20 protein-coding genes and 2 pseudogenes are annotated in these 24,003 nt (G+C 73.2%); 11 read left to right on the top strand and 11 right to left on the bottom strand.

Going from position 1 to position 24,003, the window contains the following annotated elements:
• Nucleotides 1–1,413 (top strand): MFS transporter, encoded by a 1,413-nt coding sequence (locus tag B086_RS0100110; protein WP_018564378.1) that lies wholly within the window; start codon nucleotides 1–3, stop codon nucleotides 1,411–1,413.
• Here the strand turns inward: B086_RS0100110 and glgX are convergent.
• Nucleotides 1,373–3,490, bottom strand: a complete 2,118-nt coding sequence (glgX, locus tag B086_RS0100105; RefSeq protein ID WP_018564377.1) for a glycogen debranching protein GlgX — start codon at nucleotides 3,488–3,490, stop codon at nucleotides 1,373–1,375. The genes B086_RS0100110 and glgX overlap by 41 nt on opposite strands.
• Before the next feature lie 301 nt (nucleotides 3,491–3,791).
• Between glgX and B086_RS0100100 the strand changes: the two genes are divergently transcribed.
• A complete protein-coding gene (locus B086_RS0100100; RefSeq protein ID WP_078530924.1) occupies nucleotides 3,792–5,081 on the top strand; it encodes an SAV2148 family HEPN domain-containing protein in 1,290 nt (429 codons plus the stop codon).
• Nucleotides 5,082–5,180: 99 nt separating this feature from the next.
• Nucleotides 5,181–5,903, top strand: a complete 723-nt coding sequence (locus tag B086_RS0100095) for a 3'-5' exonuclease (protein ID WP_018564375.1) — start codon at nucleotides 5,181–5,183, stop codon at nucleotides 5,901–5,903.
• A 49-nt stretch (nucleotides 5,904–5,952) separates the two neighbouring features.
• Here the strand turns inward: B086_RS0100095 and B086_RS0100090 are convergent, their stop codons facing one another.
• Nucleotides 5,953–6,819 (bottom strand): phosphotransferase enzyme family protein, encoded by an 867-nt coding sequence (locus B086_RS0100090; RefSeq protein ID WP_026251959.1) that lies wholly within the window; start codon nucleotides 6,817–6,819, stop codon nucleotides 5,953–5,955.
• Between the two features lie 150 nt (nucleotides 6,820–6,969).
• Here B086_RS0100090 and B086_RS0100085 point away from each other — a divergent pair, with 150 nt between their 5' ends.
• From B086_RS0100085 to mgt, 4 genes and pseudogenes are all read left to right on the top strand, one after another.
• Nucleotides 6,970–7,899 carry a carbohydrate ABC transporter permease gene (locus B086_RS0100085; protein WP_026251958.1) on the top strand — a complete coding sequence of 310 codons (930 nt, stop codon included), beginning with the start codon at nucleotides 6,970–6,972 and terminating at the stop codon, nucleotides 7,897–7,899.
• Nucleotides 7,896–8,738, top strand: coding sequence for a carbohydrate ABC transporter permease (locus B086_RS0100080; protein ID WP_018564372.1), 843 nt, complete (start codon nucleotides 7,896–7,898; stop codon nucleotides 8,736–8,738). The genes B086_RS0100085 and B086_RS0100080 overlap by 4 nt, the downstream gene beginning before the upstream one ends.
• Complete coding sequence (locus B086_RS0100075) at nucleotides 8,738–10,021, top strand: ABC transporter substrate-binding protein (protein ID WP_018564371.1); 1,284 nt, start codon at nucleotides 8,738–8,740, stop codon at nucleotides 10,019–10,021. The genes B086_RS0100080 and B086_RS0100075 overlap by 1 nt, the downstream gene beginning before the upstream one ends.
• Before the next feature lie 6 nt (nucleotides 10,022–10,027).
• Nucleotides 10,028–11,273, top strand: a pseudogene (mgt, locus tag B086_RS0100070) (macrolide-inactivating glycosyltransferase).
• A gap of 69 nt (nucleotides 11,274–11,342) precedes the next feature.
• Here the strand turns inward: mgt and B086_RS45215 are convergent.
• Nucleotides 11,343–11,581: pseudogene (locus B086_RS45215) on the bottom strand (hypothetical protein); the annotation flags it as partial.
• Nucleotides 11,582–11,610: 29 nt separating this feature from the next.
• On the opposite strand from B086_RS45215, the gene B086_RS0100060 reads away from it, so the two are divergent.
• Nucleotides 11,611–12,156, top strand: a complete 546-nt coding sequence (locus B086_RS0100060; protein ID WP_018564368.1) for a DUF1697 domain-containing protein — start codon at nucleotides 11,611–11,613, stop codon at nucleotides 12,154–12,156.
• On the opposite strand, the gene B086_RS0100055 is transcribed toward B086_RS0100060, so the two are convergent.
• Together B086_RS0100055 and B086_RS0100050 are read right to left on the bottom strand one after the other, a co-directional pair.
• A complete protein-coding gene (locus B086_RS0100055) occupies nucleotides 12,128–13,009 on the bottom strand; it encodes a transglutaminase-like domain-containing protein (RefSeq protein ID WP_018564367.1) in 882 nt (293 codons plus the stop codon). The two genes, B086_RS0100060 and B086_RS0100055, sit on opposite strands and share 29 nt — an antisense overlap.
• A gap of 33 nt (nucleotides 13,010–13,042) precedes the next feature.
• Nucleotides 13,043–13,903, bottom strand: coding sequence for an aldo/keto reductase (locus tag B086_RS0100050; RefSeq protein WP_018564366.1), 861 nt, complete (start codon nucleotides 13,901–13,903; stop codon nucleotides 13,043–13,045).
• A 55-nt stretch (nucleotides 13,904–13,958) separates the two neighbouring features.
• Here B086_RS0100050 and B086_RS0100045 point away from each other — a divergent pair, with 55 nt between their 5' ends.
• The 3 genes from B086_RS0100045 to B086_RS0100035 all read left to right on the top strand — a co-directional run bounded on the left by B086_RS0100045 (nucleotide 13,959) and on the right by B086_RS0100035 (nucleotide 18,124).
• A complete protein-coding gene (locus B086_RS0100045) occupies nucleotides 13,959–14,987 on the top strand; it encodes a ketopantoate reductase family protein (RefSeq protein ID WP_018564365.1) in 1,029 nt (342 codons plus the stop codon).
• 43 nt (nucleotides 14,988–15,030) lie between these two features.
• A complete protein-coding gene (locus B086_RS0100040) occupies nucleotides 15,031–15,756 on the top strand; it encodes a DsbA family protein (protein ID WP_018564364.1) in 726 nt (241 codons plus the stop codon).
• A gap of 409 nt (nucleotides 15,757–16,165) precedes the next feature.
• A complete protein-coding gene (locus B086_RS0100035) occupies nucleotides 16,166–18,124 on the top strand; it encodes a hypothetical protein (RefSeq protein ID WP_018564363.1) in 1,959 nt (652 codons plus the stop codon).
• 67 nt (nucleotides 18,125–18,191) lie between these two features.
• Here the strand turns inward: B086_RS0100035 and B086_RS0100030 are convergent, their stop codons facing one another.
• The 6 genes from B086_RS0100030 to B086_RS38765 all read right to left on the bottom strand — a co-directional run.
• The gene (locus tag B086_RS0100030; RefSeq protein ID WP_018564362.1) at nucleotides 18,192–18,854 is read right to left on the bottom strand and encodes a hypothetical protein; all 663 of its coding nucleotides are present in this window, start codon (nucleotides 18,852–18,854) and stop codon (nucleotides 18,192–18,194) included.
• A 257-nt stretch (nucleotides 18,855–19,111) separates the two neighbouring features.
• A complete protein-coding gene (locus tag B086_RS0100025; RefSeq protein ID WP_018564361.1) occupies nucleotides 19,112–19,852 on the bottom strand; it encodes a sirohydrochlorin chelatase in 741 nt (246 codons plus the stop codon).
• A gap of 6 nt (nucleotides 19,853–19,858) precedes the next feature.
• Nucleotides 19,859–20,770, bottom strand: coding sequence for an ABC transporter permease (locus B086_RS0100020; protein ID WP_018564360.1), 912 nt, complete (start codon nucleotides 20,768–20,770; stop codon nucleotides 19,859–19,861).
• Nucleotides 20,757–21,539 (bottom strand): ABC transporter ATP-binding protein, encoded by a 783-nt coding sequence (locus B086_RS0100015; protein ID WP_018564359.1) that lies wholly within the window; start codon nucleotides 21,537–21,539, stop codon nucleotides 20,757–20,759. The genes B086_RS0100020 and B086_RS0100015 overlap by 14 nt, the downstream gene beginning before the upstream one ends.
• Nucleotides 21,540–21,566: 27 nt before the next feature.
• On the bottom strand, nucleotides 21,567–22,688 hold the full coding sequence (locus tag B086_RS0100010; RefSeq protein ID WP_018564358.1) for an aliphatic sulfonate ABC transporter substrate-binding protein: 1,122 nt from the start codon (nucleotides 22,686–22,688) through the stop codon (nucleotides 21,567–21,569).
• A 223-nt stretch (nucleotides 22,689–22,911) separates the two neighbouring features.
• Nucleotides 22,912–24,003 (bottom strand): sulfate adenylyltransferase subunit 1 (locus B086_RS38765; RefSeq protein WP_018564357.1); only part of this gene is annotated, 1,092 nt, incomplete at its 5' end.

Below are 24,003 nucleotides of genomic sequence, written 5' to 3'. Positions count from 1 at the left end.
ATGACCACAGCGCGGCGGCGCGGCGCCCGGGAGACCTACCGTGACGTGATCGGCCTGACCGGCCCGCTGCTTCCTGCGGTGTCGTTCCCCGGGCGGCTGCCCACGGCCACCATCCAGTTCGGCAGTGTGCTGCTGGTCGCCCGGACGAGTGACTCGCTGGCCGCCGCCGGATTGACCGGAGGAGCGCTCGCCCTCGGGCAGGTCTCCTGCGGGCCCCTCGTGGGACGGCTCGCCGACCGGCACGGACAGCGCACCGTCGTGCTGCTGTTCGCCTGGGCCAACGCGGTGGCGATCACCGCGCTGGTCGCCGGGGCGCTCGCCGGGCTCGGCGCGCCCGCGCTCGCGCTGCTGGGCGCGGGCGCGGGGGCGACCGTACCGCTGATCGGCCCGCTGGCCCGCGCCCGCCTCGTCGCCCTCGCCCGCGGGGCCGGGGCGTCCGAGGAGACGGTGGGCGCGGCGCTCTCCTTCGAGAGCACGCTCGACGAGATCTCCTTCGTCCTCGGCCCGGCCCTGGTCGGCGTCGCCTCGGTCCTCGCCCACCCGGCGTACGCCCTGGGCGCGGCGGCGGTGCTGGTGGCGGTGTGCGGCACCGGCTTCGCCCTGCACCCGACGGCCGCGGCGACCCGCCCGTCCGCCACCGGCCACCGGGCCGCCACGCGCACGCGCACGCGTGCCCTGCGGTGGCCCGTCCCGCGCGCGCGTGCCGGGCGGACGGCAGCCGCACGCGCGCGTGCCGACCGCGGCGAGGACACCGGCCGTCGTCCGCGCATGCCGCGCGCCGTGCACGCGCTGCGGGCGGCACTGGCCCTCCAGGGGGCGATGTTCGGCGCCTGCCAGGCGGGCATCACGGCGCTCACCGGGCGGCTGGGCCACGAGGACCAGGCCGGACTGGTGTACGCCGCCATGGGGGTGATGAGCGCGGTCGCCGGGCTGTCCATGGCGGCGCTGCCCGCCCGCTTCGGACTGCGGGCCAGATGGCGGACGGCCACGGCGGCGGCGTTCGCGCTGTCCCTGCCGCTCCTGGTCACGCACGGCCTGGCCGCGCTGTACACCGTGGTGACCGTGCTCGGGGTGGCCTACGCCCCGCATCTGATCACGGTGTTCGCGCTGACCGAGCGCGCGGTGCCGCCCGCCCGGCTCGCCGAGGCGATGGCGTACGCGACGAGCGCGATCGTCGCCGGACAGGCCGTCGCCGTCGCCGTCTGCGGCCGGCTGGCCGGTGCCCACGGGCCCGCCGCGGCCTTCGCCGTGGCGAGCACGGCGGCCGCGCTCGCCGCGGTGCTCGCGCTGGCGGCGCGGCCGGTGCCCCGCGCGCCCGCCTCGCCGGACACCCTCCCCGCGCGCGTGGCCGCCGACGACCGCGCCCGGGGGACTACGCCGGGCGTTGCAGGACGACCAGGCTCCGGTCCGTGAGGGTGAGCCGGTCGCCCGCCTGCGCGGCGCGGCCGGTGCCGGGCGGGACCGGGACGGAGCGGGCGGTGTCCACGACCACCCGCCACTGGCGTCCGTGGTCGACCGGCACGACGAAGTCCAGGGGCCGGGCCGCCGCGTTGAACATCAGCAGGAACGAGTCGTCGGTGATCCGCTCGCCGCGCTGGCCCGGCTCGGAGATCGCGTTGCCGTTGAGGAACACGGTCAGCGCGGAGGCCGGCGCGGAGTCCCAGTCCTGCTGCGTCATCTCCTTGCCCTCCGGGGTGAACCAGGCGATGTCCGAGAGTTCGTCGTGGGTGCCCTCCACCGGCCGCCCGTGGAAGAAGCGGCGCCGCCGGAAGACCGGGTGCTCCTTGCGCAGCCGGGCCATCGCCCGGACGAACTCCAGCAGCTCGCCGTCCGGCTCGCCCGGTTCCGGCCAGCGCACCCAGGCCAGTTCGTTGTCCTGGCAGTAGGCGTTGTTGTTGCCCCGCTGGGTGCGGGCGAACTCGTCGCCGTGGCTGATCATCGGCACGCCCTGGGACAGCATCAGCGTGGAGAGGAAGTTGCGCATCTGCCGGGCCCGCAGCTCCCGCACCTCCGGGTCGTCGGTGGGGCCCTCGGTCCCGCAGTTCCAGGACCGGTTGTGGCTCTCGCCGTCCCGGTTGTCCTCGCCGTTGGCCGCGTTGTGCTTGTCGTTGTACGCCACCAGGTCGTGCAGGGGGAAGCCGTCGTGGCAGGTGACGAAGTTGATCGAGGCCAGCGGGCGGCGCCCGTCGTCCTGGTAGAGGTCGGAGGAGCCGGTCAGCCGGGAGGCGAACTCCGCCAGCGCCCGCGGCTCGCCGCGCCACAGGTCCCGTACGGTGTCGCGGTACTTGCCGTTCCACTCGGTCCACAGCGGCGGGAAGTTGCCCACCTGGTAGCCGCCCTCGCCCACGTCCCAGGGCTCGGCGATCAGCTTCACCTGGGAGACCACCGGGTCCTGCTGCACCAGGTCGAAGAACGACGACAGCCGGTCCACCTCGTGGAACTGCCGCGCCAGGGTGGCCGCCAGGTCGAAGCGGAAGCCGTCCACATGCATCTCGGTGACCCAGTAGCGCAGCGAGTCCATGATCAGCTGGAGCACGTGCGGGGACCGCATCAGCAGGGAGTTCCCGGTGCCGGTGGTGTCCGTGTAGTGGCGCGGGTCGTCCGCCAGGCGGTAGTAGCGGGGGTTGTCGAGGCCCTTGAAGGACAGGGTCGGGCCGAGGTGGTTGCCCTCGGCGGTGTGGTTGTAGACCACGTCGAGGATGACCTCGATCCCGGCCTCGTGCAGCGCCCTGACCGCCGACTTGAACTCCAGGACCTGCTGGCCGCGGTCGCCCCAGGAGGTGTACGCGTTGTGCGGGGCGAAGAAGCCGATGGTGTTGTAGCCCCAGTAGTTGTTCAGGCCCATGTCCACCAGACGGTGGTCGTTGACGAACTGGTGTACGGGCATCAGCTCCAGTGCCGTCACCCCCAGCTCCGTCAGGTGTTCGATGACCGCCGGGTGGGCCAGCGCCGCGTAGGTGCCGCGCAGCTCCTCGGGCAGCCCCGGGTGGCGCATGGTGAGGCCCTTGACGTGCGCCTCGTAGATCACCGTCTCGTGGTAGCCGCGGCGCGGCGGACGGTCGTCGCCCCAGTCGAAGTACGGGTTCACCACCACCGAGGTCATGGTGTGCGGGGCGGAGTCCAGGTCGTTGCGGCGGCCGGGGTCGCCGAAGTGATAGCCGTAGACCTCCTCGCCCCACCGGACCGAGCCGCTGATCGCGCGCGCGTACGGATCCAGCAGCAGCTTCGCCGAGTTGCAGCGCAGCCCGCGCTCCGGCGCGTACGGACCGTGCGCCCGGAACCCGTACCGCTGGCCGGGCATCACGCCCGGCAGGTACGCGTGCCGGACGAACGCGTCGCTCTCCCGCAGCTCCACCGCCGTCTCCGAGCCGTCGTCGTGCAGCAGACACAGCTCCACTCGGTCCGCGGCCTCCGTGAAGACCGCGAAATTGGTGCCGGCGCCGTCGTACGTGGCGCCGAGCGGATACGCCTCTCCAGGCCAGACCTGCATGGACACGACCCTCTGTGGTGTGCGGCGCCCCGGGTGGCGCCCCTGGCCCGAGTGTCCCCGAAAGTGCGGCCGCCACCTATGACTTCGCCACGGGTGCGTCGTCCGGCCGCGTTCTGTCCGAAGCTGTTCGAAAAACCCGGCGCCGGGTCCGCCGCTCCCGTCAACCCCGTGAATCCGCTCACCGCGCCGCCCGTCGCGGCCGGAACACGTGAGTGACCGGGGGAAGTTGGGAAAGGAGCTGTCCATCCGGCTGCACCCGGTACCGCTCCCGGAGTACCCTTCCTTGATCGTTGGGACGGGGATGCTCGGGGGAGCGGAAGGCGGTGCACGGGTGGGCTCGGGAGGCCTGGAGCTTCCCCCTGGTGACGAGGGTCACGAGGGGAACTCCGCAGACGTCCCGCCCGGCGCGGTGTCCCTGGCCCGGCCGATGGACGCGGGTGCCATCGGCCCGGAGCTGGAATGGGACGCGGACGCCTGGCGCGAGGTGCGCACCCGCGCCCAGCGGGCCGGCCGGGCCTACATCTGGCTGAACCTCGTCGAACAGCGGCTGCGCTCGGTCGTCTCGGCCGTGCTGCGGCCCGTCTACGAGCCCGTCCACGGCGACGACTGGGTGGTCGCCGCCGCCGGACCGGCCGGACAGGAGTGGGTGCAGCGCGCCGTCGCGGTCCGGGAGGTCAGCCGCCGCAAGGGCTATCTGCTCGACCCGGCCGACGACCATGTCATCAGCTTCCTCACCCTGCCCCAGCTGCGCGAGCTGATGGTGCAGCACTGGCCCTGCTTCGAGCCGTACCTCGACGAGCGCCGGGACGTCGAACTGGCCCTGGACGAGCTGGAGGTCACCCGCAACGTCGTCTCGCGCAACCGCGCCCTGTCCAAGGCCGTGCTCAGCCAGGCCGAGCGCGCCTCCGCGCGGCTGCTGGAGATCCTCGGCACCGGCGGCGACGTGCCCTCCGCCCGGCGGCTGCCGGTGGACGCCGTGGAGGACCTGGTCGGCGACCGGTACGCGGACGTGGTCGCCGTGCACCCGGACCGGGTGCGGCTGCTGCGGCAGTTCCCGGCCGAGGACATCTTCGGCGGCGCCCGCCGCCTGGACGCCATGGGCATCGGCCTGAACCTGCTGGTGCAGAACTTCTCCGGCCGCCGCCTGGTGCGGCTGGCCGAGTCCGGCTGCCGGGTGCGGCTGCTGTTCCTGAACCCGGCCTCCAGCGCGGTCAAGCGACGCGAGCGGGAACTGGGCCTCAAGCGCGGCGAGCTGAGCCGGTCGGTGGAGATGAGCATCCTGCACATGCGCCGGGTGCGCTCCCGGCTGCGCGACCCGGACGCCTTCGAGATCCAGGTCTACGACGAGACACCGCGCCTGACGGCCTACCTGGTGGACGGCGACGGCTCCGACGGCGTCGCGGTCGTCCAGTCGCACCTGCGGCGCAGCCGGGGCATGGAGGCGCCGGTGTTCGTGCTGCGCAACGGCAACAGGCACGGGAACAGGACGGTCAAGCCGGATGAGGTGGGCGACGTGGGCGAAGGCGGCCTCTTCTCCACCTACCGCGAGGAGTTCGAGCTGATGTGGACCGATTCGCGCCCAGTGTCCTGAATCATCCCGCCGATAAGCGGAACGCGCTCCTCGCGTTGTCAGTGGCCCGTGCGAAGGTGGGGACCACTGGGGGAAGCACCACCGAGAAGGGGGGCCGCCATGGGCTGGCACCAGGAGCTGCTGATCGGCTTCGACCTGGAGACGACCGGGACGGATCCGCACGAGGCGCGCATCGTCACGGCGGCCGTGATCGAGGTCAGAGGAGGAGAGCCGCTCGGCCACCGGCAGTGGCTGGCCGACCCGGGGGTCCCGATCCCCGAGGACGCGGTCGCCGTGCACGGCATCAGCAATGAGCGGGCCGCCGCCGAGGGCGCCCCGGCCGACCGGGTCGCCGACGCGGTGGCGGAGGCGCTGACCGGCTACTGGAGGGCGGGCGTGCCCGTCGTGGCGTACAACGCGGCCTTCGACCTGACCCTGCTCGCCGCCGAACTGCGGCGCCACGGGCTGCCGTCGCTCGGCGACCGCCTGGGCGGGGCCGAGCCGGGCCCGGTCGTCGACCCGTACACCATCGACCGCTCGGTCGACCGCTACCGCCGCGGCAAGCGCACCCTCCAGGCCGTCTGCACGGAGTACGGCGTGGTCCTCGGCTCCGCGCACGACGCCTCGGCGGACGCGCTCGCGGCGGCCCGGCTGGCCGGGGCGATAGCCGGCCGCCACCCGAAGGTCGCGGCCCTCGGCCCGGCGGAGCTGCACCGCCGCCAGATCGAGTGGTACGCGGCCTGGGCGGCGGACTTCCAGAGCTTCCTGCGCCGCAAGGGCGACGCGGCGGCGGTGGTCGACGGGACCTGGCCGCTGCGGCAGCCCGCGGGCGAGACCGTCTGACGCCCCCCGGGCGACAGGCCCCAGGAGAGGCAGAGCGCGCCGGAGCGGCTCAGAAGGGGTACCAGCGCACCGTCTCGTCCCCGTCCCGCAGCGACGCCACCCGCCGTTCGAACTCGGCCAGCGCCTTGGGATTGCTCGGCGCGTGCTGGGCGACCCAGGCGCAACTGGCCGTCTCCCGCGCCCCGCGCAGCACCGGGCACCCCGCCCACTCCCGTACGTCCCAGCCGTAGCCCGAGGTGAAGGAGTCGTAGGCGGCGGCGGGCAGGCCGTAGCGGTCCCGGGACAGCGCCAGCACCACCAGGTCGTGCTCGCGCAGGTCGAAGGAGAAGGTCTCCAGGTCGACCAGGACCGGTCCGTCCGGGCCGATGTGCACATTGCGGGGCAGCGCGTCGCCGTGGATCGGGCCCGGCGGCAGTTGCGGGGTGAGCGCGGCGGCGGCCGGGGCGAAACCGTCGCGGCGCTCGCGCAGATACGCCGCGTCCGCCGGGTCGATCGCGTCGCCCGCGAGCCGCAGCCAGCGCTCCACCCCGCCCAGCAGTTCGCGCGGCGGCAGCGGGAAGTCCGGGGCGGGCAGGGCGTGGACGGCCCTGAGCAGGGGAGCGAGGTCACCCGGCTCGGCCGGGCGCACCGGGTCCGGGAGCCGGTGCCACACGGTCACCGGATGCCCCTCGACGAGCCGCGCCCGCGGGTCGGCCGCCCGCACCGCGGGCACCCCGGCCCCGGCCAGCCACTCGGCCACCGCCAGCTCGCGGCCGGCCCGGTCGAACAGTTCGGCGTCGCGGCCCACCTTGACCACCAGGTCACCCGCGGCGAACACCGCGTTCTCGCCCAGCGCCAGCAGCCGCGCCCCGCGCGCCGCCGGGACCGGCAGCACCCCGGCCGCGACCAGCACCTCCCGCGCCCTCGCCTCGTCCATGTCGCCCGCCTCCGTGTCCGCCCGGATCCCGTTCTCCGCCGGACAGTGTCGCATTCGTACAGGTGGGAGCGTGTGCGCGGGCTCTTGACGGGGCACCGCGCCTTCACGACCATGACCGGGCCCGCCCCGGCCGACCAGGGGGTTGATCACGTGACAGCGGTGACCGAGGCACGACCACCGGTGCGCGGCACGCCCGGCCCCGGGCGGGGCCCGCACGGGCCCGGTGCCTGGTTCCTGGTGCTGCCCGCGCTCGTGCCCATCCTGGTCCTCAGCGTCGGCCCGCTGCTGCACGGCGTGCTGCTCGCCTTCACCGACGCCCAGTCCGGCCGCACCGAGCCCACCCGGTGGACCGGCACCCTCAACTTCCAGGACCTGGCGCACGACCGGCTGTTCCAGGAGTCGTTCCGGATCGGACTGGTGTGGGCGCTCACCGTCACGGCGGCGCAGTTCCTGCTCGCCCTCGGCCTCGCCCTCCTGCTCGACCAGGACCTGCGGCTGCGCTGGGCGGCCCGCGCCCTGGCCATCGTGCCCTGGGCGATGCCCGAGGTGGTCGTCGGCATCATGTGGCGGCTCGTCTACCACCCGGACGCCGGCATCCTCGGCGAGACGCTGCGCGGCCTCGGCCTCGGCGGCGGACACGACTGGCTCGGCGACACGGCCACCGCGCTGCCCGCCGTCGTCGTGGTCGGGGTGTGGGCCGGGATGCCGCAGACCACCGTCGCCCTGCTCGCCGGCCTCCAGAACACCCCGCGCGAACTGCACGAGGCCGCCGCCGTGGACGGCGCCGGAGCCTGGCGCCGCTTCCGCACGGTCACCTGGCCCGCCCTCAGACCCGTCGCCCTCGCCATCAGCGCACTCAACCTGATCTGGAACTTCAACTCCTTCGCCCTGGTCTATGTGCTGACCAACGGCGGACCGGGCGGCCGGACCCGGCTGCCCATGCTCTTCGCCTACGAGGAGGCCTTCCGCTACGGGCAGTTCGGGTACGCGGCGGCGATGGGCTGCGTCATGGTCGCCGTCGTCGCGGTGCTGCTGGCGGTCTTCCTCGCCGGCCGGCTGAAAGGAGGTGACCGGACGTGACGGGCACGAGGACTTCGCCCGGCGCCCGCGCGGGACAGTACGCCGCGCTGCTCGCCTATCTCGCCTTCCTGGCCCTGCCGTTCCTGTGGCTGCTGTCCACCGCGTTCAAACCCCCGCGCGAACTGGCCGCCGCGCACCCCGCCTGGATCCCGCGCCACCCCACCCTCGGCAACTTCCGGCGGGCCTTCGACGAGCAGCCGCTGCCGCACGCCGCGCTCAACTCCCTGCTCGTCGCGCTCGGCGCGGCGGTGATCGCCGTGCTGCTCGCCACCCCGATGGCCTACGTCATGGCCCGCGGCCGCGGGCGGCTGGCGCGCGCCGCCACCGGCTGGGTGGTGGTCAGCCAGGCGTTCCCCTTCGTCCTGCTGATCATCCCGCTCTTCCTCGTCCTCAAGGAACTGCGGCTGATCGACTCCCTCGCCGGTCTGGTCCTCGTCCACGTGGTGTGGTCGCTGCCGTTCGCGCTGTGGATGCTCGCCGGATACGTCCGCGCCGTCCCGGCCGAACTGGAGGAGGCCGCGGCGGTGGACGGCGCCGGACGGCTGCGGACGCTGGTGTCGGTGACGGCGCCGCTGCTCGCGCCGGGCATCGCGGCCACCGCGCTGTTCGCGTTCGTCACCGCGTGGAACGAGTTCTTCTTCGCGCTGGTGCTGCTCAAGTCCCCCGAGAAGCAGACGCTGCCCGTCGTCCTCACCCACTTCATCGGCGCCGAGGGCGTCGCGGACCTCGGGCCGCTCGCCGCCGCGGCCTTCCTCGCCACCCTGCCCTCCCTCGTGGTCTTCGCGCTCGTCCAGCGGCGGATCACGGGCGGCCTGTTCGCCGGGGCGGTGAAGAGCTGATGCGCGCCCGCGCCGCCACGGCCGTGGCCCTGGTCCTCGCCGTGCTGCTGGCCGGCTGCACCGCCGGTCCCCGCGCCGACGGCGGCCGGATCACCCTGCGCTTCCAGTCGCCGGCCTGGCAGCGGGAGTCCGTCGCGGCCACCAAGGCGCTGGTGGCGGAGTGGAACGCGGCCCATCCGGACATCCGGGTGGAGTACGTCCAGGGCAGCTGGGACAGCGTCCACGACCAGTTGCTCACCGCCTTCGAGGGCGGCGAGGCGCCCGACATCGTCCACGACGCCTCCGACGACCTCGCCGACTTCGCCCACGGCGGCTACCTCGCCGACCTGACCGGGCTGCTGCCCCGGGACCTGACGGCGGACATACCGCGGCAGAGCTGGGAGACGACCACCTTCGGCGACGGCGTCTACGGCGTGCCGTTCCTCCAGGAGCCACGGGTGATCATCGCCAACTCCCGGCTGCTGGACCGGGCGGGAGTGCGGATCCCGACGCCCGCCGCGCCCTGGAGCTGGGAGGAGTTCCGGCAGGTGGCGAAGCGGCTGAGCGGCCCGGGGAGATACGGGGTGGCCTGGCCGCTGAAGGAACCCGTCTCCGCCACGCTCGACCTGTCGCTGTCCACCGGCGGGCGGCTGTTCCACCGGGACGCGGACGGCAAGGTCACCGTGCGGTTCGAGGACGCCGACCAGGTGGTGCCGCGCACCGTCCGCGCCCAGATCGGCGCCGACCGCAGCGCCTCCCCGACCACGCTGGGCAGCGGCGGCTCCGACACCCTGCCCGGCTTCTTCGCGGGCCGGTACGCGATGGTGCCGCTCGGCTTCTCCTACCGCCAGCAGATCCAGCAGCAGGCGCCCGAGGGCTTCGCCTGGCGGGTGCTGCCCGCCCCGGCCGGCGCCGGCGGACCCGTCCAGGGCGTCAGCCCGCAGACGCTGTCCGTCGCGGCCGACAGCCCGCACAAGAAGGAGGCCGCCGCGTTCCTCGGCTTCCTGCTCCGCCCCGGCCACATGGTGCGCCTGGCCCTCGGCGACTGGATGCTGCCCACCGGCACCCGGGCCCTGAAGGACCCCGCCCTGCACACGGAGCGCTACGGCTGGGCGACCGGCACCGCCCTCGCCACCGGGCTGCGCGGCGCGCCCGCGCAGTCCGTGCGGGGCTATCCGGAGTGGAAGGACAAGGTCGCGACACCGGCGTTCCAGGAGTACTACAGCGGGGCCATCGGCCTCGGTGAGCTGCGCGAACGGCTGGAGCGGGACGGGAATCACGTGCTCGCCCGCTACCAGCGCTGAAATGAGTTGTACGAGACGTCTCGTCTCGCCTAAGGTCGGGGACATGACCACTCCCGCGCACATCGCCATGTTCTCCGTCGCCGCCCACGGCCACGTGAACCCCAGCCTGGAGGTGATCCGCGAACTCGTCGCGCGGGGCCACCGGGTGACGTACGCCGTCCCGCCGTCCTTCGCGGAGAAGGTCGCCGAGACCGGCGCCGAACCCAAGCTGTGGAACAGCACCCTGCCGGGGCCCGACGCCGACCCGGAGGCCTGGGGGAGCACCCTGCTGGACAACGTCGAGCCGTTCCTCGCCGACGCGGTCCAGGCGCTCCCGCAGCTCCTCGACGCCTACGAGGGCGACGAACCGGACCTCGTCCTGCACGACATCACCTCCTACCCGGCCCGGGTCCTCGGCCACCGCTGGGGCGTGCCCGTCGTCTCGCTCTCCCCGAACCTCGTCGCCTGGGAGGGCTACGAGCAGGAGATCGCCGAGCCGATGTGGCGCGAGCCCCTGCGGACCGAGCGCGGCCGGGCCTACTACGCCCGCTTCGGCGCCTGGCTGGAGGAGAACGGCATCACCGCGCACCCCGACGTGTTCGCCGGGCGCCCCGCCCGCTCCCTGGTGCTCATCCCGAAGGCGCTCCAGCCGAACGCCGACCGGGTGGACGAGACGACGTACACCTTCGTCGGCGCCTGCCAGGGCGACCGCAGCGCCGAGGGCGACTGGCAGCGGCCCGCCGACGCCGACAAGGTCGTCCTCGTCTCGCTCGGCTCGTCCTTCACCAAGCAGCCCGCCTTCTACCGCGCCTGCGTGGCGGCGTTCGGCGCCCTGCCCGGCTGGCACCTGGTGCTCCAGATCGGCCGCCATGTCGACCCCGCCGAACTGGGCGACGTACCGGACGGCGTGGAGGTCCGCTCCTGGGTCCCGCAACTGGCCGTCCTCAAGCAGGCCGACCTGTTCGTCACCCACGCCGGGGCGGGCGGCAGCCAGGAGGGGCTGGCCACCGGCACCCCGATGATCGCCGTACCGCAGGCCGTCGACCAGTTCGGCAACGCCGACATGCTCCAGTCGCTCGGCGTCGCCCGGCAGCTGCCCACCGAGGAGGCCACCGCCGAGGCACTGCGCGAGCATGCCCTCGCCCTGGTCGGCGACCCCGAGGTGGCGCGGCGGCTGGCCCAGATCCGCGAGGAGATGGCCGAGGAGGGCGGCACTCGCCGGGCGGCCGACCTGATCGAGGCCGAACTCGCGGCGGCCCGCGCCACCGCCTGACCGACCGGACCACCGGCTACGGCGCCTCGTCGTGGGGGAGGCCGGGCATCCGGTGCAGCCACCCGGGCAGGCGACCAGGATGCCGTGGGCCGCGCCCACCGACAGCAGGTTCAGCACGATCGAGGCGACGGCCACCGTCGGCGAGCGGAACGACAGCAGCATCGGCAGGAAGGCGAAGACCATTACGAACACGAAGGCCACCACGAACACGAAGACCACCACGAACACGAAGACCGGGACGACCGAGCCGACGAGCGGATCGTTGCGTCGCGGGAGCCCGCCACCTGCCCGGTGACCGGCGCCCGCACACGCGGCGCCGTGGCTCTAGGCTGAGGAGATGACGACGTACGCGGCGCTGCTGCGCGGGATCAACGTGGGCGGCAGCCGGAAGCTCCCGATGGCCGGGCTGCGCGCCCTGATGGGCGAGCTGGGCCTCGGGGACGTCCGCACGCACCTCCAGAGCGGCCAGGCCGTCTTCACCGCGGAGGACGGCGACGAGGAGGCGCTCGCGGCCCGGATCGGGGCGGCGGTCGGGCAGCGGTTCGGCTTCCCGGTGGACGTCCTCGTGCGTGACCACGCCTATCTGCGGGCCGTCGTCGAGGCGTGCCCCTTCCCGGCCGCCGCGCTGGAGCCCCGGCAGCTCCACGTCACCTACTTCTCCGCGGACCCCGGCCCGGCCCGCTACGACGGCATCGACCGGGCCGCCTTCCTGCCCGAGGAGTTCCGGCTCGGCGACCGGGCCCTGTACCTCTACGCGCCCGACGGCATCGGCCGCTCCCGGCTCGCCCAGCGGCTGTCCGGGGCCGGATCGGACACGGACCTGATCGCCACCAGCCGCAACTGGAACACCGCCCTCAAGCTCGTGGAGCTGACCGCAGGGTGACCTCCCGCACCCCGGTGTGCGTGGTGTACGAGGTGATCACCTCCGGCACGGTGAGCCGCGCCTCCCGGGCGTACAGCTCCCGCAGCTCCGCCTCGGAACGGGCGGCGGCGACGGTGTCGAGGAGGGCGAGGTGTGCCGCGTCGAGCGCCGAGTCGTCGGCCGCCCCCGGGCCCCACATGTCCCAGGGGAGCAGTTCGACGCCGTTCAGCGCGGCCAGGTCACGCAGCAGGTCGGCGCCGACGAACCACAGTCCGGAGATCCCGTCGAGCCCGATCACACCGAACCGCCGCGGGTCGGCCCGCCCCGAGCGGCAGGCCCGCCAGGCGTCCGCCGCCACCAGGAACCGGTCGCGCGGCACGTCCACGGGATCGAAGTCCAGGTCCGCGTAGGTGTGATGGAGCTGGGCGTCGGCCAGCCGCCACGTGCCCCGCGGCGTACGGAACTCGGTGACCCAGTGGTCGGCGAAGCAGCCGTCCTCGAAGTACGTGGCGAAGCCGCAGCGGACCCGGGCGGGCGTCCCGGTCGCCCGCAGCAGTGCGCAGTGCAGCAGGGCGAAGTCCCGGCAGGTGCCCACGAACCGCTCGGCGGGCGGCCGGGGTTCGGTGAGCGGAGCGGCGCCGCGCTCGGCCAGCAGGCGGAGGATGCCGGTGACGTACCGCGTCTCGGCGTCGTGGTGCAGCCGGTCGCGGGGGATGGTCCAGCCGAACCGCTCGCCCTCGCCCCGGTGGATGATCAGGTCCCGTACGAGCCCCGCCAGCCGCCCGGGATCGCGCGGCAGCGCGCGCACGTCGAGCCCGCCCGGATCGCTGTACGGCGTCTGCCGCAGATATGTCTGGAGATATGTCTGGTCCATGCCGCGAAGCTCCACCCTGCCCCAGGGGCAAGGTCAATCGCGGTGCGCGGGAGCGGCGAGGGCGTCGAGGCGGGCCAGGTCGGCCGCCGTGAGCCGCACCCCGGCCGCGTCCAGGTTCTCCTCCAGATGACCGAGCGTGCCCGTGCCCGGGGTCGGGCAGAGCACGGGGGAGTGGTGCAGCAGCCAGGCCAGCGCGATCTGCCCCGGCGCGGCCCCGTGCCGGGCGGCGGTCTCCGCGCACACCGGATGCCCGGTCAACTCCCCGTTGCCCAGCGGGAACCACGGCAGGAACGCGATGCCGCGCGCCTCGCACAGCCGCAGCAGCGGCTCACCGGCCCGGTCGAGCAGGTGGTAGCGGTTCTGCACCGAGACCACCTCCGTCACCTCCAGCGCGGCGGTGACCTGGTCCGCGGTGACGGTGTCCAGACCGATGTGCCGGATCTTGCCCTCGGCCCGCAACTCGGCCAGCGCGCCCAGCTGTTCGGCCAGGGGCACCGCCGGATCCAGCCGGTGCAGCTGGTACAGGTCGATCCGCTCCCGGCGCAGCCGGCGCAGACTCGCCTCGCACCTCGCGCGCAGCACCTCCGGCCGCCCGTCCACGTGCCAGGCGTCGGGGCCGGTGCGCACCACCCCGCCCTTGGTGGCCACCACCACGGCCTCCGGATACGGGTGCAGCGCCTCGGCCACCAACTCCTCGGCGACATCGGGGCCGTAGTTGTCGGCCGTGTCGATCAGGGTCACCCCGCGCTCCACCGCCCGCCGCAGCACCGCCACCGCGTCCCGTGCGGCGCCGCGCGGACCCCAGTAGCCGAGGCCGGTGAGCTGCGCGGTGCCGTAGCCGAGGCGGCGGACGGGCAGCTCGCCGCCGAGGAGGAACGTTTCGGAGGGCTGCACGGAAACTCCTGGATCTCTCGACGGACCACGGCGGGTGCTGTGGGAGGCTCCTCCCATGCGCTACATCATCATCGGGGCCGGGGCGGTCGGCGGAGCGGTCGGGGGGCGGCTCGCGCAGAGCGGGCGCGAGGTGGTGCTCGTCGCGCGCGGCGCGCACCTGGCGGCACTGCGCGCGGACGGGCTGCGGCTGACGGTGCCGGACGGCGAAACGGTCCTGCGGCTGCCCGCCGTGGACGGACCCGCGGCACTGGGCGCGCTGCGCGCCGACGACGTACTGATCCTGGCCGTCAAGACACAGGACACCGAGGCGGCGCTCGACGCCTGGGGACCGGCGCCGGTCGAGGGCGGCGGCACGGCGGCCGAGCGGCTGCCGCTGCTGTGCGCCCAGAACGGCGTCGAGGGGCAGCGGCGCGCTCTGCGCCGCTTCCGCCGGGTGTACGGCGTCTGCATCTGGCTGCCCGCCACCCATCTGGAACCCGGCGCCGTCTCCGCGGCCGGGAGCCCCCTGACCGGCATCCTCCACCTGGGCCGGTACCCGCACGGCACCGACGACACCCTGCGGGCGATCGCCGCCGATCTGGAGGCGTCCCGGCTGGGGGCGCCGGTCGTCCCGGACGTGGCCCGCTGGCAGTACGCCAAGCTCCTGAGCAACCTCGCCAACGCCATGGAGGCCGTCAGCGGCCCCCTGGAGAGCGAGGCGGCGCGAGAGCTGTACGCCAGGGTGCGCGCCGAGGGGGAGGCGGTGCTGGACGCGGCCGGGATCGCGTACGCGAGCGAGAAGGAGCAGCAGGCGGCCCGCGAGGGCCGGATGAACCTGGTGCCGATGCCCGGTGTCCCGCGCGGCGGCGGGTCCTCGTGGCAGTCCCTCACCCGGGGCACCGGCAGCATCGAGGCGGACCACCTCAACGGCGAGATCGTCCTGCTGGGGCGGCTGCACGGCGTGCCGGTCCCGCTCAACGAGCTGCTGCAAGGGCTGGCCGGTGCCTTCGCCGCCGAACGCCGGGAGGCCGGGTCGCTGCCGATCGCGGAACTGGTCCGCCTCGCCGACCGGGCGGTCGAAGAGGACCAGGAAACGAGCCGCTGATTGGGCCGTGCCCCGGTACCGCCCGGCGCCTAGCGTCGTCGGTATGACGCACTCCGGTCAGCCCGACCAGCACGACCAGTCCGACCAGCCGGACCGGCGCGACCAGCAAGGCCGGTCCGGTCCGTCCGGCCCGTCCGGTCAGGACACCACGGCACCCGCCCGGGTCGACTTCTTCTTCGACCCGGCCTGTCCCTTCGCCTGGATCACCTCCCGCTGGCTGCTGGAGGTCGAGCGGCAGCGCCCGCTCGACCTCCGCTTCCATGTGATGAGCCTCCACCTGCACAACACCGGCAACGACCTGCCCGACTGGTACCGCGACCTCGTCGACCGGTCGGTCGGCCCGGTGCGGGTCGCCGTGGCCGCCGCCGAACGCCTCGGCGACGGCCACGGGGACGTCGTCCTGCGCGACCTCTACACCGCGTTCGGCAGCCGCATCCACGAGGGCGGCCAGGAGGACTTCGACGCGGTCGTCGCCGACTCCCTCGCCGAACTCGGCCTGCCCGCCGACCTGGCGCGCGCCGCGCACGATCCGGCGTACGACGACGCCGTGCGCCGCAGCCACCAGGCGGGCGCCGAACCCGGCTCGGGCGGCTATGTCGGCACGCCGACCCTCCATGTCGACGGCACGGTGTGGTTCGGTCCGGTCCTGCGGGCGGTGCCGCGCGGCACCGAGGCGGCCCGGCTCTTCGACAGCTTCCGGGTCCTGGCCGCGCACCCCGACTTCTTCGAACTCAAGCGCACCCGCACGGGTTCCCTGCGCTTCGACTGACCGTCACCTCCTGACCGTCACCACCGGGCCGGTGTGCGCCGATCCCCATGGAACCTTCACGCCCGAGCGCACAACCGTGGCCAAACATGGGGATGGACACAGTCGCGTTGCGCCCCCCTTGTCCGGTGCGCCGTGGTTTATCTGCTGGCTTGTCATGTGCCCGTCGGCATAGGAAGGTGCGGCGGCGTCGCACGGACGTCGCGGCAGGGTCTCGTCGCCGCGGGCGCGAGCGGCATGACCGGACCGGCACCCGTGTACGGGAAGCAGCAGAGAAGGAACCAGCTCCGCCCCGGGGGGACCCATGGGGCGGAGCCAGAAGGGAAACGTCTTGTCTGGTACGTCCAGAAGAAAGCTCATCCTTCACCGGGCAGCCGTCGCCACCGCGGCGCTGCTGTTCGCGGGATCCGGGATGGCGAGCGCGACCGCGGCCGACGGCGGCGGGTTCGTGCGCAACCCGGACCCGAACTCCGCGCCGTCGTCCCGCCCGGCCGCCGGGCCCGCGCTGAAGGCCACCGCCGCCGCGGCGTCCCGGCCGGTGTCGGGCAAGAACCCCTCGGCGGGGCCGGGCAAGAAGGACGCCTCCGGCGTCTGGCAGGTCAGCACCCCCAAGGTCAAGCTGAGCAACACCGTGACCAACGCCGACGGCGGCACCGCCAACCTCACCTTCGAGGTCTGGACCGCGGACTCCGCGGGCAACGCCAAGACCCAGGTGAAGATCAGCGACAACCAGTACGGCGTCCTGGTGTCCGACTTCGTCAAGTCCGGTGCCACCGCCTCCGTGAGCGTGGGGGCGGGCCGGCTGACGCCGAACACCGACTACGTCTTCCACACCTCCGCCTACGCCAAGGAAAGCGGCCTGTACGAGACGTCGTGGTCGCCGTGGGCGCGCTTCCGCGTCAGGATGCCCGTCGACCTGGCCCTGCCCGCCCCCAACGCCTCGGCGGCGAACCCGGACCAGACCGCGCAGCCGTACACCGACACCCTGGCACCCGCCTCGCCGTGGAAGACCGCGGCCGGCGCGAGCCGCACCCCCTCCACCGTCCTCGGCAGGTCCGGAACCCACTGCACCACCTCGTCCGACGGGGTGAAGGTGTGCGGCAGCGCCGAGCCCTACGACGGCCGCAACTTCACCCTCCACCGGGCGGCCGGCGCACGGCAGCAGGCCGCCGCGCAGGCGTCCCTGGTCAGCGGCTGCGACCCGGCCGCCCCGCGCAAGGGGCTGTGGACGACGCGCTTCGAGGAGTGCTCCTCGTTCACCATGGCGTGGGAGGCGACCCTCAACGACGCCCCCGTGGGCACCGTGAAGGCGCTGGTGGTCAACGAGCGCAAGCTGGACCCGAAGTCGGGGAACATCACCGAGCGGATCAACGTCACCGACGTGGACGTCCCGGCGACCATCCCCGCGTTCACCCTGGACGCCCCGAAGATCGACTGCGAGCCCTCCGGCAACTGCGGCGTCCAGAACGTCAGCGGCTGGACCGGCGCGGCTGCCTGGGTGCCCGGTGACCACCACAGCGTCTTTGCCGACGCCTCCTACCTCTGGGCGCCGGACCTGTCCGGGCCGAACACCAGCAAGCCGCAGGTGATGAAGCTCGGCGTCGCGGTCGCCCTCCAGGGCAACCCGAAGATTCCCGGCCAGACGGTGCAGACGACTCCCGCGGTCTTCATGGACGTCGCGGGCGGCGACCTGGAGAACGGCGGGGCTCCCGACCAGATCCGCTGCGACAACACCAAGATCGTCAGCAAGGTGCCGACGACCGGCTGCGTGTTCCACAACTACGTGCCGACCTACACCTTCAACGCGGCGAAGTACCCGCAGGCCTCGTCGCACGCCTGGCTCATCCAGCACAAGCTGTCCAACCACCCCGGCAGCAAGGCCGACAGCAAGCCGCTGTACTTCCTGCCCGACGGCGACATCAGCGGCAACCGGACAGTGATCTGCCCCACCGGATGGGCGGCCGCCAACGGCGACACCAGCGCCCTCAACGGCGCCACGGACAAGGAGCTGAACTGCGACGAGTTCGCGTTCAACGCCACCTACAACAGCGGCGGCATGCCCTCGCTCGCGGGCGGCCTGAACCCGGTCGGCAGCGGTGACGCCTGTGTGCAGACCCTGGCGAGCAAGCAGGGCAGCACCGTGCACCTGTTCAACATCGACGGCCACACCCCGACGTGGAAGGAGGTCTGCGGGCGGTCCGCGATCTCCGGCAACGACAACAGCGGTTCGATGGCCGCCTTCGGCTCCTTCAACGCCAACCAGCGCCTGCTGGACCGGGACCCGTACTGGCTGGACACCAATGTGCGCGCGGCGTGCTCCGAGGACAGCGCGACCGCCGTGCAGTGCACCATGACCGCGAACAACCAGTAGCAGCACCACCTCGCTCACCGGGGGCGCCGTGCCGAGCGGGCACGGCGCCCCCGTCGCGGCTCACGGCTCACACCGGTGAGGGCAGATGCACCGCGGGCAGCAGGCCCAGCTCGATCTCCCGGCGCGGCAGCGACAGCCCGAGCTCTTCGCCCACCGCCGCGAACAGCCGCTTCGCCAGCTCCTCCGCCTCGTCCTCGGGGTCCTCGCAGCCGGGGAAGGTGTCCCGCACCGCACCGGCCCGGCGCATGGCCGCGTCCAGCCCGGCGAACGTCCCGAGCCGGTCCTCGACCGCGACGGCGCTCTCCAGCAGGCTGTCACCGAGCCCGCCCGCACCCACCTCGCCCACCGCGTCGACCCGGCACACCCACGGCTCCTCGTCCAGGAAGCGGTCCAGGCACACGAGTTCCTCACCCGGTCCCAGCAGGGTGTCCTGGCCCAGCCGGTCCAGGAGGACCAGATGCCAGGTGGACCGCTCGACCTCCAGGACGTACGACCACTCGCCGGCGCGGCCGAACATCGCCACGCTGTCGCCCAGATCCACACTCAGCCGGTCGAAGTCCTTGAACAGCGGCGGGTGTTCGGCCGCGGTGCGATCGGCACCGAGGCGCACCGCGAAGTCCACCGGGTCCACGCCCCGCACCGCCGTGAGGCTGATGTCCGAGAGCATCCCGTCCTTGACGACCGCACCGCTGTACCAGTGCTCACCCATCCACGCCAAGCCGTCCGTCATCGCGACCGACCCCTCTCCTCGACCTCGGCCGCCACGATAGCGACCCCCGCGTGATCCGCCGGACAGGCCCTGGGGCCCTGTCCGGTCGATCATGGTGGAGGGAGGTGACAGTGCCTTGTGGGCGCGGGTGAGCGGGGTGGGGTGCGTGCGGCCGCAAGGCGGAGGAGGGCGTCGACGCGGAGCGTCGGCAACCGACGACAACGCGGCGGATGTGCGTGCCCCACCCCGCGTCTTCGCCATGATCGGCCGGACAGGCCCTAGGCGCCCACGGCCGCCACCCGCGGCAGCCGCGCCGCGTCGTAGCGCTCCAGCAGCACCCGGGCCACCTCGGGGGCCGGGCCGAGCACCTCGGCGAGGACATCGGCGCCGGCCGCGCCCCGGGCGATCCGGTCGGGGAGGAAGCCGGGCGCCAGGACGTACGGGGCGACGGCCACCCGCGCACAGCCCTGCTCCCGCAGCTCGCGCACCGCGTCCTCGGTGCGCGGCAGGCAGGCGGAGGCGAACGCAGGCCGCACGGCACACCAACCGGTGCGCCGCCACTCCCGCGCGATGTCTGCGATCACTGCGATCGCCTCCGGGTCGGAGGACCCCGCCGAGGCCAGCACGACCCCGGTCGAGGACCTGTCGGCGGGGGCGAGCCCCGCCTCGCGCAGCCGCCGTTCCAGGGCCGCCGTCAGCAGCGGCGAGGGCCCCAGCACGTCGGCCTGCCGGATCCGCAGCCGCGGCGGCGCCTGGCGCAGCACCGCCGGGATGTCCGCCTTGGCGTGGAAGGCGCGGGTCAGCAGCAGCGGCAGCGCCACCACGTCCCGTACGCCGTCGGCCGCCAGCGACTCCAGGACGGCCGGCACGGACGGCACATTGAAGTCCAGGAAACCGGTCTCCACTCGCAGGTGCGGGCGCAGCGCCCGCACCCGGCGCACCAGGGCGTGCACGGTCGCGGCATGCCGCGGATCACGGCTGCCGTGGGCGACGACCAGGAGGACGGGCTGCGCGGACACGGGCGTTCAGCTCTTCACGAAGAGACCGCGGCTGCGCAGCACCCACCGCTCCAGCGGACTGAAGATCAGCAGGTCGATGGCGATGCCGACGAACAGGATGAGGACGATGGCCTGGAACACCAGCGACATGGAGCTGGCGTTGCGGCCGTTCTCCAGCAGCGCGCCCAGACCGATGCCCAGGTCGGGCGAGGAGGCGATGATCTCCGCCGCCATCAGCGAGCGCCAGGAGAAGGCCCAGCCCTGCTTCAGGCCCGCCAGATAGCCGGGCAGCGCGGCCGGGAGCACGATGTGCCACGCGCCCCGCAGCCCGGTCGCGCCCATGGTGCGGCCCGCCCGCAGGAACAGCGGCGGCACCTGGTCGATGCCGGACACCAGGCCGTTGGCGATGGAGGGCACCGCGCCGAGCAGGATCACCGCGTACATCATCGAGTTGTTCAGGCCCAGCCAGATCACCGCGGGCGGCACCCACGCCACCGACGGCAGCGACTGGAGTCCCGACAGCACCGGGCCGATGGCCGCGCGGACGAACTTCACCCGGGCCACCACCAGGCCCAGCGGGGTGCCGATGGCCAGCGCGAAGAGGAAGCCCAGCAGACCGCGCGAGACGGACGTCCAGATGAAGCCGAGCAGGGTGCCCTGGAGCCAGGCGTCCTTGAACTCGCGGCCCACGTCGGCGGGGGAGGGCAGCTTGGTCGGGTCGTCGACCACATGGAAGGTGATCAGCCCCTGCCACAGCAGCAGGACCACCACGACCGCCGTGATCGGCGGCAGGATCTTGTCGGTGAAGGTCTTCCGCAGCGGGGTCCGGCCGCCCGGGGTGTCCTCCAGCGCGTCGAGTCCGGCCTCGACCCCGCCCAGGCCCTCGTCCCGGCCGGCCGGCTCGGCGTCCCGCGCCGGTGTCGTCTCAGTGCTGGCCATGGCGGCGGATCTCCCCACGCAGTACTTCGGTGATCTCCAGGGACAGCTCCGCGACGGGCGCGTCCTCGATGCGGCGCGGCTGCGGGATGTCCACCGACCACTGGCGGGCCACCCGCCCCGGCCGGGAGGACAGCAGCACCACGCGCTGCGCGAGCCGCACCGCCTCGCGCACGTTGTGCGTCACGAACAGCACCGAGACGCCGGTCTCCTGCCAGATCCGGGTCAGCTCGTCGTGCAGGACGTCCCGGGTGATGGCGTCGAGCGCGGCGAACGGCTCGTCCATCAGCAGCAGGTTGCTCTCCTGGGCGAGCGCGCGGGCCAGCGCCACCCGCTGCCGCATCCCGCCCGACAGCTCGTGCACCCGCTTGCCGTACGCGCCCGAGAGCCGGACCAGCGCGAGCAGTTCCTCGGCGCGGCCGCGCCGGTCCTGCTTGGTCACGCCCCGCAGCCGCAGGGCCAGTTCGATGTTCTTGCCCGCGGTCAGCCACGGGAACAGGGCGTGCTCCTGGAACATCAGCGCGGGCCGGCCGTCCGTGGTGATGGACCCGGCGCTGGGCCGGTCCAGACCCGCCACCAGGTTCAGCAGGGTGGACTTGCCGCACCCCGAGGCCCCCAGGAGGGTGACGAACTCGCCCGGGGCGACATCGAGACTGATGTCGTCCAGCACGAGCTGCTGCCCGCGCGGAGCCGCGAAGGACTTCGAGACATGCTCAAGGCGTGCCGCGTGTTCGACGGCCTCGGGGGCCTTGGCGAGAGTGGTCGTGGCCATGGTCGTCACCTCCTGGGAACTCGTGGGCTAGGAGTGCTGCTTGACGCCGAGACCGGCGTCGCCGACGGTGGGCCGGCCCTCGGCCTTGAGCACCTTGTTCAGGAGGGTGAGGTCGTAGATGCCGTTCAGCTCGGGCTGCTTGAGCAGGCCCGCCTTCACGGCGTGCTGCGCCTGGCTCTCCAGGGTGGCGGCCAGCGGATCATCGGTGATCTTGATGGACTGCCACGCCGGGTCGAGGATGTCGGTGGGCAGTGCCTTGCCGGAGTCGGCCGCGAGCTGCTTGTTGGCCGCCGCCTTCGCCTCGTCCGGATGGGCGTTGATCCACTTGTTGGTGTCGACGGACGCCCTCAGGACCGCCTCGACGGCCTTGGGGTGCGCCTTCAGGAACTTCTGCGACACGATGATGTTCGTGATCACGAACTTCTTGTCCGGCCACAGCGCGGACTCGTCCAGCAGCACCTTGGCGCCCTCGGCGACCAGCTTGGAGGCGGTCGGCTCCGGCACCCAGGCGCCGTCCAGGGAACCGGCCTTGTAGGCGTCCGGGGTGACCTTGTTGTCGGTGCGGACCACCGACACGTCGCCCTTGCCGCTCTGCGCGTCGACCTTCCAGCCCTGCTCGGCGATCCAGTTGAGCAGCGCCACGTCCTGGGTGTTGCCCAGCTGCGGGGTGGCGATCTTCTTGCCCTTGACGTCCGCGATGGACTTGATCTTGTCGGGGTTCACCACCAGCTTGACGCCGCCGGAGGCCGAACCGCCGATGATGCGCAGGCTCTTGCCGTCCGACTTGGTGTAGCCGTTGATCGCGGGGGAGGGGCCGATCCAGCCGATGTCGACGGAACCGGAGTTCAGCGCCTCGATCTCGGACGGACCGGCGTTGAAGACCTGGTACTTGGCCTTGGTGGCGCCCAGCGCCTTCTGGAAGAAGCCCTTCTGCACCCCCACCAGGGCGGTCGCGTGGGTCACGTTGCCGAAGTAGCCGATCTTGACGGAGTCCAGGCCGTCGGTCTTCTGGGCCCCCGCCGCGATCTTCTGGTCGGCGGGGTCGTCCGCGGCCTTGGAGCCGTAGCTGCACGCAGCCAGGGCGAGCAGCGGAAGCGCGGTGGCCACGGCGAGGCCGCGGCGCAAGGTGGTCGAGCGGTTGACAGGCACGGGAGGCTGTCCTCTCGGAGGCCCGGCGGTCACGGTCTCTCAGGTCGTGGCCGGGAGGTCGGCAGGTCTTCGTCTACTGCGGTGGGGGGTGAGGGCGCGCGAGCGGTGCGCGTACGTCAGCGCACACATCGCGCCACTCCGCCCTGTCCGCTGCCGAGGGCACCGCTGCCGACCCGGCCGCCCTCCTTGGCGAACAGCGAGTAGTAATCGAAGCAGTTCATCGTCAGAAGTCCCAGCCGTCCTCGTCGGCGGCGTCCTTGACGGGGTCCGGCGCGGCGAACGACTCGCCGACCATGCCCGCGGTCAGGGTGGTGCCGTCGGCGGGATCGATCAGGATGAAGGAGCCGGTGCGGCGCGAGTCGGCGTAGGAGTCGACCGGCAGCGGCTCGGCGGTGCGGATCTTGACCCGGCCGATGTCGTTGGCGGCGAGCCGTCCCGGGTGCGGGTGCAGCGACAGGTCGTCCAGGGTGAGCCGGGACGGGATGTCCTTGACGATGGCCTTGACCGTGCGGGTGCCGTGCTTGAGCAGCACCCGGTGGCCGACGGTCAGCGGCGCGTCGGCCACATGGCAGACGGTCGCCTCGACGTCCTGGGTGGTGGCCGGCGCGTCCTGGCTCGGCACGATCAGGTCGCCGCGCGAGACGTCGATGTCGTCCTCCAGCAGCACCGTCACCGACTGCGTCGTCCAGGCCGCCTCGACCGGTTCGCCCAGCAGGTCGATGCCGGAGATCCGCGAGGTGCGCCCGGAGGGCAGCACGGTGACCTCCTCACCGACGCGGAAGGAGCCCGCGGCGATCTGCCCGGCGTACCCGCGGTAGTCGGGGTGCTCGGCGGTCTGCGGCCGGATCACGTACTGCACGGGCAGCCGGGCGTGGCAGTGCGCCAGGTCGTGGCTGACCGGGACGGTCTCCAGGTGTTCGAGGACGGTGGGTCCGCCGTACCAGTCCATGACCGCGGAGGGCTCCACCACGTTGTCCCCGGCCAGCGCCGAGATCGGGATGGCCGTGACCTCCGGGACGCCCAGCTCCGTCGCGTACGCCGTGAACTCCTTCGCGATGGCCGCGAACACCGGCTCCCGGTAGCCCACCAGGTCCATCTTGTTCACCGCCAGCACCACGTGCGGCACCCGCAGCAGCGCGGCGATCGCGGCATGACGGCGGGTCTGCTCGACGACACCGTTGCGGGCATCGACCAGGATCACGGTCAGTTCGGCGGTGGAGGCACCGGTGACCATGTTCCGCGTGTACTGCACATGCCCCGGAGTGTCGGCCAGGATGAACCGGCGTCGGGGGGTGGCGAAGTAGCGGTAGGCGAC

It is taken from the genome of Streptomyces sp. PsTaAH-124 (assembly GCF_000373685.1).
Lineage (GTDB): Bacteria > Actinomycetota > Actinomycetes > Streptomycetales > Streptomycetaceae > Streptomyces > Streptomyces andamanensis.
Note: the sequence above shows the minus strand (reverse complement) of the source record. Positions and strands in the feature narration are given on the sequence as shown.

Excerpts from the sequence above, each read along its gene's own strand:
- B086_RS0100020 (WP_018564360.1), bottom strand. The coding sequence starts at position 20,770 with ATGGCCAGCACTGAGACGACACCGGCGCGGGACGCCGAGCCGGCCGGC.
- B086_RS0100110 (WP_018564378.1), top strand. The coding sequence starts at position 1 with ATGACCACAGCGCGGCGGCGCGGCGCCCGGGAGACCTACCGTGACGTG.
- glgX (WP_018564377.1), bottom strand. The coding sequence starts at position 3,490 with ATGCAGGTCTGGCCTGGAGAGGCGTATCCGCTCGGCGCCACGTACGAC.
- B086_RS0100075 (WP_018564371.1), top strand. The coding sequence starts at position 8,738 with ATGCGCGCCCGCGCCGCCACGGCCGTGGCCCTGGTCCTCGCCGTGCTG.
- B086_RS0100090 (WP_026251959.1), bottom strand. The coding sequence starts at position 6,819 with ATGGACGAGGCGAGGGCGCGGGAGGTGCTGGTCGCGGCCGGGGTGCTG.
- B086_RS0100015 (WP_018564359.1), bottom strand. The coding sequence starts at position 21,539 with ATGGCCACGACCACTCTCGCCAAGGCCCCCGAGGCCGTCGAACACGCG.
- B086_RS0100030 (WP_018564362.1), bottom strand. The coding sequence starts at position 18,854 with ATGACGGACGGCTTGGCGTGGATGGGTGAGCACTGGTACAGCGGTGCG.
- B086_RS0100040 (WP_018564364.1), top strand. The coding sequence starts at position 15,031 with ATGACGCACTCCGGTCAGCCCGACCAGCACGACCAGTCCGACCAGCCG.
- B086_RS0100100 (WP_078530924.1), top strand. The coding sequence starts at position 3,792 with ATGCTCGGGGGAGCGGAAGGCGGTGCACGGGTGGGCTCGGGAGGCCTG.
- B086_RS0100060 (WP_018564368.1), top strand. The coding sequence starts at position 11,611 with ATGACGACGTACGCGGCGCTGCTGCGCGGGATCAACGTGGGCGGCAGC.
- B086_RS0100095 (WP_018564375.1), top strand. The coding sequence starts at position 5,181 with ATGGGCTGGCACCAGGAGCTGCTGATCGGCTTCGACCTGGAGACGACC.
- B086_RS0100055 (WP_018564367.1), bottom strand. The coding sequence starts at position 13,009 with ATGGACCAGACATATCTCCAGACATATCTGCGGCAGACGCCGTACAGC.
- B086_RS0100045 (WP_018564365.1), top strand. The coding sequence starts at position 13,959 with ATGCGCTACATCATCATCGGGGCCGGGGCGGTCGGCGGAGCGGTCGGG.
- B086_RS0100035 (WP_018564363.1), top strand. The coding sequence starts at position 16,166 with ATGGCGAGCGCGACCGCGGCCGACGGCGGCGGGTTCGTGCGCAACCCG.